Genomic DNA, 15,946 nt, shown 5'->3' with positions numbered 1-15,946 from the left:
TAAATTTAGTGCACGAATTTACATTTATTTTTATGATTAATGTTGTTATTATTGAAAATGATACTGATGCATCAAATTATCTCTCTAAACTTCTGAAAAAAAATGTTTTAGAGCTAAATATTGTAGGTTCGGCAACAACTGTTAAAGAGGGTATTTCTCTTATTTCTTCTTCTTCTCCAGAATTGGTTTTTCTAGATATACATTTAGACGATGGCATGGGCTTTGAAATTCTAGATGCGATACACTCTAAAGATTTTGAGGTTATCTTTATTACCGCATATGATAGTTATTATGAAAAAGCTATGGAGCATTTTGCCTTTAACTATTTGTTAAAACCAATTGATCCTATACTTCTTGAAAAGGTAATTAGCAGATATGAGCAAGTCAAGTCTCGCCATAGTAATCACAATAAATACGTTCACTTTCAAGAATTTATACGAGAGCAGAACTCAAAAATTCTTATACAAAGTGGTCAATATTATAAATCTGTATTTCTTGAAGAAATAATTTCATGTAAAGCAGACGGAAACTATACAACCATTGTCTTAAAAGACAAAAAAGAAATCTTAGCAAACAATATCTTGAAGCATTATGACAAATTACTGTCTAGTCGTGGTTTTTTTAGAGTAAACCGTTCTTGTCTTATAAACACTTCTCATATTGATTCCATTTTTAGGAAAGAAACGATTATTTTGACAAATGGGGATAAGATTCAAGTTGCTTTTAGAAATAGGGAGCAATTATCTTATCTCTTAGATACACTTAAATAATAACTCTATACGCTTATCTTAAAATCCTTTTTACTTATTTATTTCTTTATTTATTCACCCTTAATTCAATCTAATTTTGAATATCATCTTACAACTGACAGTAGGTTATGATAGACATAATTGTGAATGTCTCTAAAGGATCGCAAATAATCTAATTTTCGAAAAATAAACCATTATGTTAAAAAGCATTTTAAATTTAGAAGGAGCAAAAGAATTAAACAGAAAACAATTAACTACTCTTAAAGGAGGTGGAACTGGTGGAGGAAATGGTGCTGGAGATTTTAACGCGTATTGTTGGGAAAATGGAATACTGCACCCTTGCAAAGAGGATGAAAGCGAAGACGATAAAGCTTAAAAGAAATCTTTCTTATTAGAAAAAAATAGACTCTCTTAAAATTAAGACAGTCTATTTTTTATTTTTCAGAAAGAAGAATAAAAATTCCAATTCCAATAAATACTATAATCTGAAGCCATTTTAAAACCACTCCAACTTTTGAACTCTTTTTTAAATAGCCGGATATTGCACCAGCCAGGACAGCTATAGATCCAAAAACAAAAATTCCGGTAATTACAAACAGTATACCTAGGACATAAAACTGTACTACATTACTTATCGTTTTACTGAACAAGAATCCTGGAAAAAATGCCAAAAAGAAAATAGAGACTTTTGGATTTAGAACATTCATAATAAATCCTTGTTTAAATAATTGACTTAAACTCTTTTTTTCTACTGTTTCAGCTTCCAAATTCAAAGCATCATCACTTCGAAATACTCTAAATGCAAGAAAAAACAGATATAAAGCACCAAAAAGTTTTATGATAAAAAACAACAAGGCACTTTGTTTAATTATTGCTGAGACTCCAAATGCTACTAAAGTAGTATGCACAAAACACCCTGACATTAATCCCATGACGGTCGCAAATCCGTATTTCTTACCATTTACGATACTCTGCATGAGTACATAAATATTATCTGGACCCGGAGAAATTGCTAATGCTGTAGACGCAATAATAAATGTATAGAGAATGTCGTAGTTTATATCCATCTATATGGTTTTGCGTAGCAATGTTTTATTTATATCCTTTATCAGCTTGGGCCCCTCATAAATAAAACCAGTATACAATTGTATTAAACTTGCCCCGGCCTCTATCTTTTCTATAGCATCCTGAGCACTATGTATGCCTCCTACTCCAATTATCGGGAAGGCTTTATTACTTTTTTCTGATAAAAACCGAATAACTTCTGTAGAACGGTTTGTTAATGGCTTACCGCTTAACCCTCCATTTTCTTTTATTAATTTAGCATCAGAATTTAAGTCCTCTCGTGAAATTGTTGTATTAGTTGCAATAACTCCTGCTATTTTGGTCTCTTTGACAATATCAATGATATCGATGAGTTGCTCATCGGTTAAATCCGGAGCTATTTTTAGTAAAATGGGCTTTTGAGAAGCTTTTTGATTATTTTTTACCTGTAGTGTATTTAATAATGCTGTTAGAGGCTCTTTATCTTGTAGCGCTCTTAAGTTAGGTGTGTTTGGTGAGCTCACATTCACTACAAAATAGTCTACATGATCAAAAAGAGCATCAAAACATATCTTGTAATCCTCTACTGCTTCTTCATTAGGAGTAATCTTATTCTTTCCTATATTACCACCAATCAAAACTCCTTTATTCTTTTTTAGTCGTTGTACTGCATCTTCTACTCCTCCATTATTAAATCCCATTCTATTAATAATAGCACTATCCGACTTTAATCTAAACAATCTTTTTTTAGGATTACCACTTTGTCCTTTTGGAGTCAATGTTCCGATTTCTATAAAACCAAAACCAAAATTATGAAGCTCATTGTATAATTTTGCATCTTTATCAAAACCAGCAGCTAACCCAACGGGGTTTTTAAATGTTAACCCAAACACTTCTCTTTCTAATCTGGGATCATTAACCTTATACATTCCTCTAAAAACAGATGACATTAAAGGAATTTTGGATAAAATTCTAATCATTTTAAAAGTAAAATGATGCACATTTTCTGGATCAAATAAGAATAATATAGGACGTATGAGGAATTTATACATTAAATATAATTTTGCGCAAAAATAAGTCATACAAGGTTCTAATAAAAACGTATTTTTGAATTCTTCAGATATATAAAATATTGATTGTTATGATTTCAAAACAACATATCATTGATCGGTTTATTAGTTATGTAACTATTGATACTGAAAGTGATCCAGAAAGCAATACCACTCCCAGCACAAAAAAACAATGGGATCTCGCCAATAAATTAGCAGAAGAGTTAAAAACTATAGGTCTTGAAGACGTAACTATAGATGAGAACGCATATATTATGGCGACTTTACCCTCTAATGTAGATCATGAAGTTCCTACAATTGGTTTTATATCTCATTTTGATACTAGCCCAGATTTTACAGGAGCAAATGTAAATCCACAGATTATAGAAAATTATGATGGTAAAGATATTATACTCAATTCATCACAAAACATAGTCCTTTCACCAGAGTATTTTGAAGATTTGAAGCAATATAAGGGTCAAACATTGATTACTACTGATGGTACTACCTTATTAGGAGCAGACGACAAAGCGGGGATTACTGAAATTGTAACCGCAATGGAATACCTCATCCAACATCCTGAAATTAAACATGGAAAAATACGAATTGGTTTTACTCCAGATGAAGAAATTGGACGTGGTGCGCATAAATTTGATGTTACCAAATTTGGAGCTGATTGGGCATATACTATGGATGGTAGTCAAATAGGTGAACTCGAATATGAAAATTTTAATGCTGCAGGCGCAGTAGTAACCGTTAAAGGAAAGATTGTACATCCTGGGTATGCTAAAGGAAAAATGATTAATAGTATGTATATCGCCCAGGATTTTATCAATTCCTTACCAAGGATGGAAACTCCAGAACATACCAGTGGACGAGAAGGGTTCTTTCATTTACACAATATAAAAGGTGATGTGGAAGAAACTCAATTACAATACATTATCAGAGATCATGATAAAAAACATTTTGAAGCAAGAAAAGAAGTAATGAATAAACTCGCTTCAGAAATTAATACACAGCATGAAAAAGAAGTGATATCTATAGAAATTAAAGATCAATATTACAATATGCGAGAAAAAGTAGAGCCTGTAATGCATATTGTTGATATTGCCGAGGAAGCTATGAAAGCTTTGGGCATCACTCCACTTATAAAACCCATTCGGGGAGGAACAGATGGATCTCAATTGAGTTTTATGGGGCTTCCTTGTCCTAATATCTTTGCAGGAGGGCATAATTTTCATGGAAGATATGAATATGTCCCTGTAGAAAGTATGATCAAAGCTGTAGAAGTGATTGTTAAAATTGCAGAGTTAACTACTAATAAGTAAAATAAAACGATTTATCGGTTTTTATTTACTTTAGACGATTTTATTCATTTTTATTGAGATACCCTGCCTTAGGTGATTTTATGATTGTAGTAGATTTATTTTATTAACTATTTAATCATATAAATCATGCAAAGTACAGAAAAAGTTTTGGATACCGCAGCAGATGTTACTGCAGAAACGGGAAATACTATTATGGGTTCTCTCACCGGTTTTTTTAATTCTATACAAGAAGGTGTAGGACAATATGGATTAAAAATTGTCGGAGGAATTGTTGCTCTAATTATTGGTCTTTGGATTGTAAAAATGATCATGAAAGCGATCAAAAAAGGGTTTGATAAAAGTAAAGTAGATCACACTTTAAAACCATTTCTTGTAACTCTAGTCAATTTTTTATTAAAAGTTCTGTTATTTATTTCGATAGCTGGTATAGTAGGAATTCCTACCGCAACATTTGCGGCTCTATTAGCTGCTGTCGGATTAGCAATCGGGGGAGCTTTTAATGGTTCATTAGGTCACATGGCAGCTGGTGTTATGCTTCTTGTATTTAGACCATTTAAAGTTGGAGATCTTATAGAGACAGGAGGCAAATTAGGATTTGTAAAAGAAATTTCTGTATTTGTTACTATTTTAGAAACGTTTCAGAACAAAACTGAAATCATCCCTAACGGAGCAATCACTGCAGGAACAATTACCAATCTTACTACTATTGGGAATCTTAGAGTCGATATGCCTTTTGGAATTCAATATGGGTCTGATATAGAAAAGGCTAAAAAGATTGTATTGGATGTTATGCAAGAAGATGATAAAGTAATGCAAGATCCTGCTCCCAGAGTAGCTGTAAACAATCTGGGACCAAATGGTGTAGAGCTATTAGCATTGCCGTATTCGACTTGTGATGATTATTGGGATGTATATTGGGATACAAGGCAAAGAATCGTTGAAGCTTTGGGTAAGGCTAATTATGACGCTCCTCTTCCACAACGAATTGTCACCATGAAAAGTTAACCTTTTAAAATTGTTTTTTATTAAATAGAAAAGCGCGATAAGACTATACTAGTTTTATCGCGCTTTTAACAAGTAGGCTAGTTATTACTTCTTATCCGCAGCCGGTTGGTTTAATTTTTGACTCATCTCCAATGAAATTGCAGACCTATCATAAGTTAGTTTACCCGATCCTGTTTCAATAATAACAGCATTGTTTTTTTCACTGAAGTCAAAGACTTTTCCATGAAGACCACTTTTTGTAACTACGCGATCTCCTTTCTTAAGCTCTTCAGCAAATTTTTTCTCCTTTTTTGCTTTTTGCATCTGTGGGCGAATCATAAAGAAATACATCACCACAAATATTAATATAAAAGGTAGAAATTGTTTAATTTGATCCATAAAATTATTCGCTTACTGGTGTTCCACTTACAGGTTTAGCCTTTGGAGTAACCATAGCTTTAATCTTAAGTGTTTCTTTACCAGACTCAGTATTAGCAGTTATAGTAACTTGCTTAGTTTGCTGATTTGGTTTTCCATTAGAATTAAATTTAACCAACATCTCTCCTGTTGCTCCTGGAGCGATTGGTTCTTTTGGCCATTCAGGAACTGTACATCCACAGCTACCTTTTGCACTTACTATTACCAATGGAGCTTTACCTGTATTGGTAAATGCAAATTTGTGTTCTACCACGTCTCCTTCATTGATAGTTCCAAAATCGTGCTCGATTTCTGAGAAAGTCATTACAGGAAAATCTGCGTTTTTTGCATCACGATCTGCTGCTATCTCTACATTTTCTTCTTTAACTTTTTCTGCCGCATTGTCTTTACAAGAAACAAATGTCATCGCAAAAGCTCCGGCCAAAATTAAGATTCCTTTTTTCATTACTTGGGTTTTTAATTATTTGAGGTTAAAAATACTATTTTTTCTAATATTACATAAGTCCACGGCCTACTTTGTTTAATTTGCCGTTTTCTTTATACTCTTTGGAGATTTTATCTAAAATCCCGTTGATAAAAATACTACTTTTAGGAGTACTATATTCTTTTGCTATTTCTAAATATTCGTTAATTGTTACTTTTACAGGGATCGACGGGAACTTTACAAACTCACAAATGGCCATTTTTATAATTGCTTTATCTAGTTCTGCAATACGATCCTGGTCCCAATTTGGGGTCTTACCATCAATTTCCTTAGCAAACTCTGCTCCATTAAGTGTTGTTTTTCTAAAAATATCGATAGCAAACTTTTTATCATCTACATCCTTGTATAGTTTTGGCAATACCATATGTTCATCATGCGAGGCTTTGATTTTGCGTAGCATTTTGATAATTGAAGTATTTACCAAAGGTAAGTCATCTACCCATGTTAATTTTTTATCCTCTATATATTCATAGAGTTTATCATTGGGCGCTACGATTTCCTTAAAAATATCTAGTACAAAATCCTTATCCTCTTTAAACGAAGTAAGCTTTGTACTCATATATGTTTTGTAGATATCGCTTTCTTTAATTTCTTTCCATAATATAGCTACATACTCATCATCCAATTCCCAACAATTCATCTTTTTCTTCTCAAGCTCTGTTTTGAGCTCAATATTTTTCTCTAACAACAATAATACTTCGTTGTTTATGAATTTGGTATTTGGATTTTTTTCTTCGGAAGTAGCAAGGTATTTTTTTTGACTTTTTTCTAAAAAGTCAGTAGCTTGTTTTCTAATTTCTACCAGTAGTTGAATATTTATAAGAAATAATTCATACATCTGATCAATACTGAAAAGAAGAAATTTTTCTTCTTTTCCTAGGTTGTCACTTTGCGTCTGCTCTATCGAATAGAGAGACTGCATAACTTTTACTCTAATATGTCTTCTGGTTAACATAGAAAATTACAAAGAACTTTATATTAAAAAAGGGCAAAAGTCATTTTAACTTTTGCCCTGCAAAAATACTATTATTTTTAATCTACCAATCGTAAAATTTTATTTTTATCCAGTAATATTTTTAATATTTTACTTTGTCTTATAACTAATAGGTCAGAACAAGATCTCTTTAAATCTATCTAACCATTATAAATACATTTACTGTTTATTTTTTCCGGCAGTAATTCTATCTTCGGCAATACTGATTGCTGCAGCATTTGTAGTCATATTAGTAGCTTTTGCTTTATTCAAAATATCCAAAGTAGTATCGTAGATATTCTGTGTTTTAGCCATGATTTGGTCTCTTCCATATCCTTCAATCTCTGCATATACATTTATAATCCCTCCAGCATTAATCAAAAAATCAGGAGCATATACTATTCCTTTCTTTTGCAATAAAGAGCCATGAATATTTTCATTTGCCAATTGATTATTTGCTGCACCTGCAATGACCTTTACTTTTAGTTTATCTATAGTATCATTATTTACCGTTGCTCCAAGAGCACAAGGCGCATAAATATCAGCTGTTTCGGCGTATAAATCGTCTCCTCTATAAATATCTGCACCATATTTGCTACTAACTTCTGTTAATCTTTCTTGATTAATATCACTTATTACCACATTAGCACCTTCTTCTGATGTTAAACGAACAAGTTCTTCACCTACATGACCTATTCCCTGAACCAAAATTCTTTTTCCTTCTAATCCATCAGTACCGTATGCAAATTTTGTAGCTGCTTTCATTCCCATATACACTCCATAAGCAGTTACTGGAGACGGATTACCTGCACCTCCCTTTGCTTCAGAAATTCCTGTTACATATGGTGTAACTTCTCTTACGGTATCCATATCAGAAGTTTCCATACCTACATCCTCAGCAGTATAGTATGTTCCGCCTAGCGTATGCACAAACTTCCCAAAGCGCTTCATTAACTCAGGAGTTTTTATTTTTTTAGGATCTCCTATAATAACTGCTTTTCCTCCTCCAAGATTTAAACCAGTGATTGCCGCTTTGTAGGTCATACCTCTAGATAATCTTAGTACATCATTAAGAGCATCCCATTCTGTTGCATAATCATACATTCTGGTTCCTCCCAATGCAGGTCCTAAAATTGTGTTATGCACACCAATTATTGCCTTCAATCCTGTATCTTTGTCTTGACAAAAAACAACTTGTTCGTGATCATCAAAAGATAGTTGACCAAATACAGGAGCTTCTTTTTTTAATTGGTTTGCAGTAAACACTTCTGTTATCATGTTATGAGAATTTTAAAACGTTATGATTATATTATATTCAAAATCAGGATGCTAAAATAGCATATTTTTATCAATTTCAAACCTAAAGCTATTAAACTTTACGAATTTATTAATAAATAGATCTCAAAACACCTCTCCTTTATGCGCGCATTACGCCATCTAAACAAATACTTTTTAAAATATAAATACAGACTTATTATTGGCTTGGTAATTACCATAATTGCAAGAATTTTTGCTACAATGGTTCCTACCTTAGTTGGTGACTCTGTAGATGTTGTAGAACAATATATAAATAATGATATAACAGATATTGCCGAAGTAAAAAGCGGATTAATCCTTAATATTCTCTTAATTATTGGGGCTGTACTGATTTCTGCTTTTTTCACATTTCTAATGAGGCAGACTTTTATTGTTGTATCAAGATTTATAGAATTTGACTTAAAAAATGAAGTATTTCAACATTATGAAAAATTATCACTTAATTTTTATAAGAAAAATAGAACGGGTGATTTAATGAACCGAATTAGTGAAGATGTATCTAAAGTTAGAATGTACGTTGGCCCTGCTATAATGTACAGTGTAAATACGATCACTTTATTTGTCGTAGTAATTGGATATATGATTAGTATTGCACCAGAACTTACATTATATACTGTAGCACCGTTACCTATATTATCAATATCAATCTATAAATTAAGTGTTGCTATTCATAAACGTAGTACAATTGTACAAGAGTTTTTATCGAAATTAACCACTTTTACTCAAGAATCATTTAGTGGTATTACTGTAATCAAAGCATATGGTATTGAACCTCAAACTCAAGAAAATTTTACAAAATTATCTAATACCAGCAAAGATAAAAATTTGGATTTGGCTAAAGTTCAAGCGTTATTTTTTCCACTAATGGTTTTATTAATAGGGTTTAGTAATATTTTGGTTATTTATATTGGAGGAAAACAATTTATAGATGGCACTATACAAGATCTAGGGGTAATTGTAGAATTTATCATATTTGTAAATATGTTAACTTGGCCAGTAGCGACTGTTGGATGGGTAAGCTCTATTGTGCAACAAGCTGAAGCTTCTCAAGTAAGGATTAATGAATTTCTAAGCCAGGAACCAGAAATTACCAATACAGTTTCACAAAATACTCCTATTATTGGAGATATTAGTTTTGATAATGTTTCTTTTACCTATGATGATACCAATATAACAGCATTACAAAACTTAACTTTTGAAATTAAAAATGGAGAAACAATAGGTATAATTGGTAAAACAGGTTCTGGAAAATCGACAATATTAGATCTTATAGGCAGATTATATGATGTTTCTTCTGGCGAAATACGTATCGACGGAACTCCCATAAAAAACCTAAATTTAACCGATGTAAGAAAACATATTGGGTATGTCCCACAGGATGCTTTTTTGTTTAGTGATACCATACAGAACAATATTAAATTCGGTAATGAAAATGCCACTGATGATGAAGTTCACGAAGCCGCAAAAAATGCCGTGGTACATAAAAACATAATAGATTTTAGCAAAGGATATCAAACTGTACTTGGAGAACGAGGAATAACACTTTCTGGAGGTCAAAAACAAAGGGTTTCTATAGCTCGTGCAATAATTAAAAACCCTTCAATATTGCTTTTTGATGATTGTTTATCTGCTGTAGATACCGAGACAGAAGAGCAAATTTTGAATAATCTTAACAAAATTTCTAAAGATAAGACCACATTTATAGTAAGTCATAGAGTATCTACTGCTAAAAATGCAAATAAAATTATTGTATTAGAAGATGGTAAAATAACACAGCAAGGTACTCATAATCAACTAATAAGCACCGAAGGTTACTATAAAGAACTTTATCTAAAACAACTTAGCGAAAAAGAAACTTGAGTTTTTTTTGTGCGATTAACAATTTTTTTGGATTTTTGAAACCATCATAACATATTAATTAATTAATAAATACGGATTATGAGTGATAATGAAATGATGGATAAAGAAGAAATTTTCTCAAAAGTTTTACGAGCAGGAAGAAGAACATATTTCTTTGACGTAAGAGCTACTAAAGCGGGGGATTATTATTTGACAATAACTGAGAGTAAAAAGTTCACCAATGATGATGGATCTTTTCACTATAAGAAACACAAAATCTATCTTTACAAAGAAGATTTTGTTGGCTTTTCAGAAATCTTAGAAGAGATGACTAGCTTCATTGTTGAAGAAAAAGGAGAAGAAGTTATCAGCGAAAGACACCAAAAAGATTTTCAAAAATCATATGAAAAAGACACAGATAACAGTAACCGAGAAGGAGTTACTGCATCTACAGAAAGCTTTACAGATGTAAGCTTTGATGATATCTAGAAAAATATAACTTACTTAAGTTAAAGTTATGTAAACCGCTTCATTCACTGAAGCGGTTTTTTTTATATTCACGCATCAAAAAATAACTCAAATGAAATATATCTTTACGATTTTTTTTGCGATTACCAGTATATCATCTTTTTCTCAAAATGATATTTCTTTAGCGTATTATCTTCCAAAGAACACAACGTATAATCCTGAAATCCCCACTCCTCAAAGTGTTCTTGGATATGTACCTGGAAAATGGCATGTAACGCATGATAAACTTGTAAGCTACATGAAAGCTTTAGCAAAAGCTTCACCAAGAATCACGATTGAAGATAGAGGGAGTACATTTGAAGACAGACCAATACTATTACTTACTATAACATCACAACAAAATCATCAGAATCTTCAAGAAATTCAAAAAAAACATATTCAACTCACAGAAAATGGGTCTGAAGGATTAAATCTGGAGAATCTTCCAGCTATTGTATACCAGGGGTTTTCTATCCATGGCAACGAACCTAGCGGCTCTAATGCATCGCTAATAGCAGCATATCATTTGGCAGCAGCTCAAGGATCAGAAATCGATGAGTTACTTAACAACGTTGTCATCCTGTTCGACCCTTCATTAAACCCTGATGGTTTACAACGATTTGCATATTGGGCAAATACGAATAAAAGTAAAAATATTAATTCGGATCCTCAAGATCGCGAATATAGCGAAATATGGCCTGGAGGCAGAACAAATCATTATTGGTTTGATATGAATCGAGACTGGCTACCCGTTCAATTACCAGAGTCTAGAGCTCGTATTAAAACTTTTCATCAGTGGTATCCTAATATTTTGACTGATCATCATGAAATGGGATCAAATAGCACCTTCTTTTTTCAACCAGGAATACAATCCAGAACTCATCCATTGACTCCTAAACTAAATCAGGAATTAACAAAAAAAATTGCCAATTACCATGCTAAAGCATTAGATAACATAGGTTCATTGTATTATACAGAAGAAAATTTTGATGACTTCTACTATGGTAAAGGATCTACTTTTCCTGATATTAATGGAGGCATAGGTATTTTATTTGAACAAGGTAGTTCTCGAGGTCATGCACAACAAACCGATAACGGACTCCTTACTTTTCCTTTTACTATAAGAAATCAATTTACGGCTACACTTTCTACATTAGAAGCTGCAAAAACGATGCGTAAAGAATTACTAGATTACAAACGTAGTTTCTATAATAATGCAAGAAAAGAATTGTCAAAAGATGCTTACATCTTTGGTAATGAAAAGGACGCTGCATCATCCTATCACTTAGCAGAAATTCTTAAAAGACATCAAATCAAAATACATGAACTTAAACAAGATATAACAACTCAAGGCAAAACATTTAAAAAAGGATACAGTTATATTATACCAAAGTACCAAAAGCAAAAACGATTACTTAAAGCCATTTTTGAAAAAAGAACTACTTTTCAGGATAGTCTTTTCTATGATATTTCTGCATGGACATTTCCACTTGCTTTTAACCTTGATTATACAGATAATGCCTCTGTATCTAATTTAGGAACTGAAGTATCAAACCTATCTCATCGAAGAGCAAATGCGGTCAACAAAAGTAATTATGCATATTTAATAGAATGGCATGAATACTATGGGCCAAAAGCATTATATCAAATATTAGCAAAAGGATTACGAGCAAAAGTTGGGATGAACCCTTTTTCTTTAGAAAATAAGAAATATGACTATGGAACAATACTAGTTCCTGTTCAAAATCAGAAACTAAACAAAGAAGAACTACATGCATTTTTACAAAAAGTATCCACAAATAATCACATTGATATCACTGGTGTTTCTACAGGATTAACTAAAGGTATAGATCTGGGGAGTAATCAATTTAGAGCATTATCTTTACCTAGGATTGGTTTATTTACAGGTACTGGGATCACGCCCTATGATTCTGGTGAAATCTGGCACTTAATGGATCAACGTTATGATATTCCAATTACAAAATTAACTACAGATAATTTTGGAAGAACTGATTTATCCAGGTATACGCATCTCATACTTCCTAATAGCTGGAGACAAAGTTTTAATAAAGAAAAATCAGAAAAACTTAAAACATGGATTCGAAATGGGGGAACATTAATAGGATACAGAAATGCTGCTCAATTCTTTAAGAATAACGAGTTTATGAAAATTGAATTTACCACACCCGAAAATGATGCCAAAAACATCTCTTTTGAGCAAAAGCGAGACTTTAGAGGGGCTCAAGTAATTGGTGGGGCTATTTTTGATGCGAAAATCGATCGCTCTCATCCTATTAATTTTGGATATAAAAGCAATAGAATTTCACTGTTTAGAAATACAAAACTATTCATAAAACCAGATAAACAGAGCTATAATAATCCGATTCAGTATACAAAAAAGCCTTTGTTAAGTGGATATATCAGCAAAAAGAATCTAGATTCATTATCAGGCACAGTACCTTTCAGACATAACAATTTTGGAAAAGGAAATGTAATTTTATTTACTGACAACACTAATTTCAGAGCGTTTTGGTACGGTACAAATAAGCTACTAATGAATGCCATCTTCTTTAGTGACGAAATGTAAAGAAGATACAAAAAGAATAAATTATAGCTGTTCTCTAAAAGAATAATAATGGGACAATACTTCATCAGGAGCTTCAACCTGTGGGTAATGTCCTATTTTCTCTAACATAACCACATCTGCATCGGGAACTATCTGTTGATAAAATTCTGCCATGTGTTTTCCAGAAATCGGATCAACACCACCATCTATAAGTCGCTTTGGTACTTTTGTATGCTGTATAGCTTCTCTCCATCTAATTTTATAAATATCTCTTTCTTTTAAGTATCTTATCAATTTATGAATAATATTTTTGCCAGAATTGTAATCTATTACTTCCCAAAACTCGTCGATTTCTAATTCACTGGGTTGTGTTTCTCTTCCGAATATTTTTTTAAAATTCTTAGCTAACGTATTTCTACCCATAAAATGTTTTAGAACACTCCCCAAAGGTGTCAATAATAATTTTTGAGTAAAGGTTGGAAAGTTGGTCTCCGGAAACATGCCTCCATTTAAAAAACAAACGGATTTAATATCAAACTCATATGTCGGATTTTCTTTAAACCTTGCTAGCATCTCCTGCACAACAGTATCTCCGTAGTCATGAGCAAGGATATGAAATGAAGTAAGCTTTTTTTCCTTCAAAAAATACTCCCATAAGTCTACCTGAGTCGAAATTGTATACTCAAAATTTGTTGGTTTTGCAGAAAAACCAAACCCCATCATATCCAAGGTATAAACTTCATATTTTTCGATAAGAGACTCCCACATTTTACACCAATCCCAGGATGATGTTGGAAACCCATGAATAAGCAATAAAGGTTCTCCTTCTCCATCTACTTTATAGAATATTTTGTGTTTTTTTTTATACAAAAAATGAGTCCCTGAATTTTTCCAATCTTGTAGTGTCATATTATTTCTTACCAAACATTTTTTGAATCACCTAAACGGGTACAATATTTTATTGCATAAAGTTCAGTTCAGTTGTAACTAAGATACCATTTTTTAGACTTATTAGTATAGAAAATTGTAATTTGGATCCTTTCAAAAAATAAAAAATATTATGGCACGTACTCCTTCAAATATGCTCCCTCTTGGCACAATAGCACCAGATTTCACGCTTGTTGACACCATTACTAACGACAACGTTTCTTTAAAAGATATTAAAGGAGAAAAAGGAACTGTTGTAATGTTTATTTGCAATCATTGTCCTTTTGTTATTCATGTGAATGAGGAAATTGTTAGGATTGCAAATGATTATCGAGCTCAAGGGTTTGGTTTTATTGCCATTAGCAGTAATGATATTGAAAAATATCCGCAGGATGCTCCTCAAGAAATGTGGAAGACAGCACGTAAAAACAATTACACATTCCCATATGTATTTGATGATACTCAAGATGTTGCAAAAGCTTATGATGCAGCATGTACTCCTGATTTTTATTTGTTTGATGCTGAATTAAAACTAATTTATCGAGGACAACTTGATGATTCCAGACCTGGAAATGGCATTCCCGTAAATGGTCGTGATTTGCGTCAAGCATTGGATGCTGTGCTTCGTAATGCTAAAGTTTCTGAAAATCAAAAACCAAGTATTGGTTGTAATATCAAATGGAAAGAATAGTTTATGCCTTCAGAAATTGTTTTTAAAACATGCTCCAAACATGATATCGAACGTTTAGTTTCAGTAAGTCAACAGTTTTACCCAGAACATTATACCCACATCTGGAAAAACGATGATCCAAGCTATTACATCAATTTAAGTTTTAATCGAAATGCTTTTCGAGAAGATTTTAAAATTGATAATATCATTTATTTTCTAATTGAACAAGCAAACAAAACACTTGGCATGTTAAAAATCAGAACCCATGAAAACGTTGAAGGGTTTGATGGTTCTGAAGCTCTTCAATTAGAAAAAATTTACCTCTTAAAAGAATCTATAGGGTTAGGGATTGGTAAAAAAGGAATTGAATTCATTAAGAATTACGCAAGAGCTTTGAACAAAAAAGTAATATGGCTTGATGTAATGACGACAAGTCCTGCATTATTATTTTATCAAAAATTAGGGTTTCAGACCATTTCTTTTTACAACTTAGACTATCCTGGTTTAAAGGATAATTATCGAGAAATGCAAAGAATGATATTAACTCTTTAGAGTTCTGCTATAATCTGCAAATGTGCCAAATGATGATTTCCATGCCAGGCATATATACCTATATCTTCTGCTAATGAGATACTCACATTTCCTTCTGGATGTATAAATTCTTTTTTCATATCATCAGAAGACAGTCCCTTTAAAAAATAAACCCATTTAGCGTGCAAAGCACTTATTACATTTACTGATAAATAAATTGGTGCCGATTTAGTGTCGAATAATTCAGCCCATAATTGCTCATTATATGCCTTAATTAGTGGTTTATTTTCTGTCAGAGCCCACTTAAATCTTATGTACCCATTATGATGACTATCGTGTATATGATGTATAACTTGTCTTGCAGTCCACCCCTCCTCCCTATAGGGCGTTTCTAATTGTGCTTCTGTAAAATCAGAAACGAGCTTAGATAACTTCCCTGGGAGTTCTTCTATATCAGATATCCATTTTTGTATGTGATCAGGAGTTATAATTTCTGGGCATTTAAATTCTCCTATAGGATATCTTAGATTCATAATTTTA

The 15,946-nt window shown here is 32.3% G+C and carries 17 protein-coding genes; 9 read left to right on the top strand and 8 right to left on the bottom strand.

Annotated features, from left to right (window positions below; genetic code table 11):
* Window positions 1-32 precede the first annotated feature (32 nt).
* Both DK442_RS21745 and DK442_RS21740 read left to right on the top strand, forming a co-directional pair.
* Entirely contained in the window at window positions 33-770 is a 738-nt protein-coding gene (locus tag DK442_RS21745) for a LytTR family DNA-binding domain-containing protein (protein WP_109438027.1), read from the top strand.
* 175 nt (window positions 771-945) lie between these two features.
* Window positions 946-1,125 (top strand): hypothetical protein, encoded by a 180-nt coding sequence (locus DK442_RS21740; protein ID WP_109438026.1) that lies wholly within the window; start codon window positions 946-948, stop codon window positions 1,123-1,125.
* 58 nt (window positions 1,126-1,183) lie between these two features.
* Here the strand turns inward: DK442_RS21740 and DK442_RS21735 are convergent, their stop codons facing one another.
* Both DK442_RS21735 and DK442_RS21730 read right to left on the bottom strand, forming a co-directional pair.
* Entirely contained in the window at window positions 1,184-1,816 is a 633-nt protein-coding gene (locus DK442_RS21735; protein WP_370444676.1) for a LysE family translocator, read from the bottom strand.
* Complete coding sequence (locus DK442_RS21730) at window positions 1,817-2,845, bottom strand: quinone-dependent dihydroorotate dehydrogenase (protein WP_109438025.1); 1,029 nt, start codon at window positions 2,843-2,845, stop codon at window positions 1,817-1,819.
* An 89-nt stretch (window positions 2,846-2,934) separates the two neighbouring features.
* On the opposite strand from DK442_RS21730, the gene pepT reads away from it, so the two are divergent.
* Together pepT and DK442_RS21720 are read left to right on the top strand one after the other, a co-directional pair.
* A complete protein-coding gene (pepT, locus tag DK442_RS21725) occupies window positions 2,935-4,170 on the top strand; it encodes a peptidase T (RefSeq protein WP_109438024.1) in 1,236 nt (411 codons plus the stop codon).
* A 126-nt stretch (window positions 4,171-4,296) separates the two neighbouring features.
* Complete coding sequence (locus DK442_RS21720; protein ID WP_109438023.1) at window positions 4,297-5,175, top strand: mechanosensitive ion channel family protein; 879 nt, start codon at window positions 4,297-4,299, stop codon at window positions 5,173-5,175.
* Between the two features lie 84 nt (window positions 5,176-5,259).
* Here DK442_RS21720 and yajC read toward each other — a convergent pair whose 3' ends face one another.
* The 4 genes from yajC to DK442_RS21700 all read right to left on the bottom strand — a co-directional run bounded on the left by yajC (window position 5,260) and on the right by DK442_RS21700 (window position 8,327).
* Complete coding sequence (gene yajC / locus DK442_RS21715; RefSeq protein WP_109438022.1) at window positions 5,260-5,553, bottom strand: preprotein translocase subunit YajC; 294 nt, start codon at window positions 5,551-5,553, stop codon at window positions 5,260-5,262.
* Window positions 5,554-5,557: 4 nt separating this feature from the next.
* Window positions 5,558-6,037, bottom strand: a complete 480-nt coding sequence (locus DK442_RS21710; protein ID WP_109438021.1) for a DUF1573 domain-containing protein — start codon at window positions 6,035-6,037, stop codon at window positions 5,558-5,560.
* 49 nt (window positions 6,038-6,086) lie between these two features.
* The gene (gene nusB / locus DK442_RS21705; protein WP_109438261.1) at window positions 6,087-6,998 is read right to left on the bottom strand and encodes a transcription antitermination factor NusB; all 912 of its coding nucleotides are present in this window, start codon (window positions 6,996-6,998) and stop codon (window positions 6,087-6,089) included.
* A gap of 231 nt (window positions 6,999-7,229) precedes the next feature.
* Window positions 7,230-8,327, bottom strand: a complete 1,098-nt coding sequence (locus DK442_RS21700; RefSeq protein ID WP_109438020.1) for a Glu/Leu/Phe/Val dehydrogenase — start codon at window positions 8,325-8,327, stop codon at window positions 7,230-7,232.
* A gap of 141 nt (window positions 8,328-8,468) precedes the next feature.
* Here DK442_RS21700 and DK442_RS21695 point away from each other — a divergent pair, with 141 nt between their 5' ends.
* The 3 genes from DK442_RS21695 to DK442_RS21685 all read left to right on the top strand — a co-directional run bounded on the left by DK442_RS21695 (window position 8,469) and on the right by DK442_RS21685 (window position 13,299).
* Window positions 8,469-10,226: an ABC transporter ATP-binding protein gene (locus tag DK442_RS21695; RefSeq protein ID WP_109438019.1), complete on the top strand. Its 1,758-nt coding sequence runs from the start codon at window positions 8,469-8,471 to the stop codon at window positions 10,224-10,226.
* A gap of 78 nt (window positions 10,227-10,304) precedes the next feature.
* Window positions 10,305-10,694: a PUR family DNA/RNA-binding protein gene (locus tag DK442_RS21690; protein ID WP_109438018.1), complete on the top strand. Its 390-nt coding sequence runs from the start codon at window positions 10,305-10,307 to the stop codon at window positions 10,692-10,694.
* Between the two features lie 91 nt (window positions 10,695-10,785).
* Window positions 10,786-13,299, top strand: a complete 2,514-nt coding sequence (locus tag DK442_RS21685) for a M14 family metallopeptidase (protein WP_109438017.1) — start codon at window positions 10,786-10,788, stop codon at window positions 13,297-13,299.
* 21 nt (window positions 13,300-13,320) lie between these two features.
* Here DK442_RS21685 and DK442_RS21680 read toward each other — a convergent pair whose 3' ends face one another.
* Window positions 13,321-14,187, bottom strand: coding sequence for an alpha/beta fold hydrolase (locus DK442_RS21680; protein WP_109438016.1), 867 nt, complete (start codon window positions 14,185-14,187; stop codon window positions 13,321-13,323).
* 151 nt (window positions 14,188-14,338) lie between these two features.
* Here DK442_RS21680 and DK442_RS21675 point away from each other — a divergent pair, with 151 nt between their 5' ends.
* Both DK442_RS21675 and DK442_RS21670 read left to right on the top strand, forming a co-directional pair.
* On the top strand, window positions 14,339-14,896 hold the full coding sequence (locus DK442_RS21675) for a thioredoxin family protein (protein ID WP_109438015.1): 558 nt from the start codon (window positions 14,339-14,341) through the stop codon (window positions 14,894-14,896).
* Between the two features lie 3 nt (window positions 14,897-14,899).
* Window positions 14,900-15,427, top strand: coding sequence for a GNAT family N-acetyltransferase (locus DK442_RS21670; protein ID WP_109438014.1), 528 nt, complete (start codon window positions 14,900-14,902; stop codon window positions 15,425-15,427).
* Here the strand turns inward: DK442_RS21670 and DK442_RS21665 are convergent.
* A complete protein-coding gene (locus DK442_RS21665) occupies window positions 15,424-15,939 on the bottom strand; it encodes a YfiT family bacillithiol transferase (RefSeq protein ID WP_109438013.1) in 516 nt (171 codons plus the stop codon). The two genes, DK442_RS21670 and DK442_RS21665, sit on opposite strands and share 4 nt — an antisense overlap.
* Window positions 15,940-15,946: the final 7 nt, after the last annotated feature.

It is taken from the genome of Aquimarina sp. AU119, from assembly GCF_900312735.1.
Taxonomy (GTDB): domain Bacteria; phylum Bacteroidota; class Bacteroidia; order Flavobacteriales; family Flavobacteriaceae; genus Aquimarina; species Aquimarina algiphila.
The sequence above is the reverse complement of the archived record's forward strand: the minus strand, read 5'-3'. Positions and strand labels throughout refer to the sequence as shown.

Bases quoted from the DNA above. Each gene is read 5' to 3' on its own strand.
- DK442_RS21700 (WP_109438020.1), bottom strand. From the start codon at position 8,327: ATGATAACAGAAGTGTTTACTGCAAACCAATTAAAAAAAGAAGCTCCT.
- DK442_RS21730 (WP_109438025.1), bottom strand. From the start codon at position 2,845: ATGTATAAATTCCTCATACGTCCTATATTATTCTTATTTGATCCAGAA.
- DK442_RS21680 (WP_109438016.1), bottom strand. From the start codon at position 14,187: ATGACACTACAAGATTGGAAAAATTCAGGGACTCATTTTTTGTATAAA.
- yajC (WP_109438022.1), bottom strand. From the start codon at position 5,553: ATGGATCAAATTAAACAATTTCTACCTTTTATATTAATATTTGTGGTG.
- DK442_RS21695 (WP_109438019.1), top strand. From the start codon at position 8,469: ATGCGCGCATTACGCCATCTAAACAAATACTTTTTAAAATATAAATAC.
- DK442_RS21665 (WP_109438013.1), bottom strand. From the start codon at position 15,939: ATGAATCTAAGATATCCTATAGGAGAATTTAAATGCCCAGAAATTATA.
- DK442_RS21710 (WP_109438021.1), bottom strand. From the start codon at position 6,037: ATGAAAAAAGGAATCTTAATTTTGGCCGGAGCTTTTGCGATGACATTT.
- DK442_RS21690 (WP_109438018.1), top strand. From the start codon at position 10,305: ATGAGTGATAATGAAATGATGGATAAAGAAGAAATTTTCTCAAAAGTT.
- DK442_RS21720 (WP_109438023.1), top strand. From the start codon at position 4,297: ATGCAAAGTACAGAAAAAGTTTTGGATACCGCAGCAGATGTTACTGCA.
- DK442_RS21670 (WP_109438014.1), top strand. From the start codon at position 14,900: ATGCCTTCAGAAATTGTTTTTAAAACATGCTCCAAACATGATATCGAA.
- DK442_RS21740 (WP_109438026.1), top strand. From the start codon at position 946: ATGTTAAAAAGCATTTTAAATTTAGAAGGAGCAAAAGAATTAAACAGA.
- DK442_RS21675 (WP_109438015.1), top strand. From the start codon at position 14,339: ATGGCACGTACTCCTTCAAATATGCTCCCTCTTGGCACAATAGCACCA.
- DK442_RS21745 (WP_109438027.1), top strand. From the start codon at position 33: ATGATTAATGTTGTTATTATTGAAAATGATACTGATGCATCAAATTAT.
- DK442_RS21735 (WP_370444676.1), bottom strand. From the start codon at position 1,816: ATGGATATAAACTACGACATTCTCTATACATTTATTATTGCGTCTACA.
- pepT (WP_109438024.1), top strand. From the start codon at position 2,935: ATGATTTCAAAACAACATATCATTGATCGGTTTATTAGTTATGTAACT.
- nusB (WP_109438261.1), bottom strand. From the start codon at position 6,998: ATGCAGTCTCTCTATTCGATAGAGCAGACGCAAAGTGACAACCTAGGA.
- DK442_RS21685 (WP_109438017.1), top strand. From the start codon at position 10,786: ATGAAATATATCTTTACGATTTTTTTTGCGATTACCAGTATATCATCT.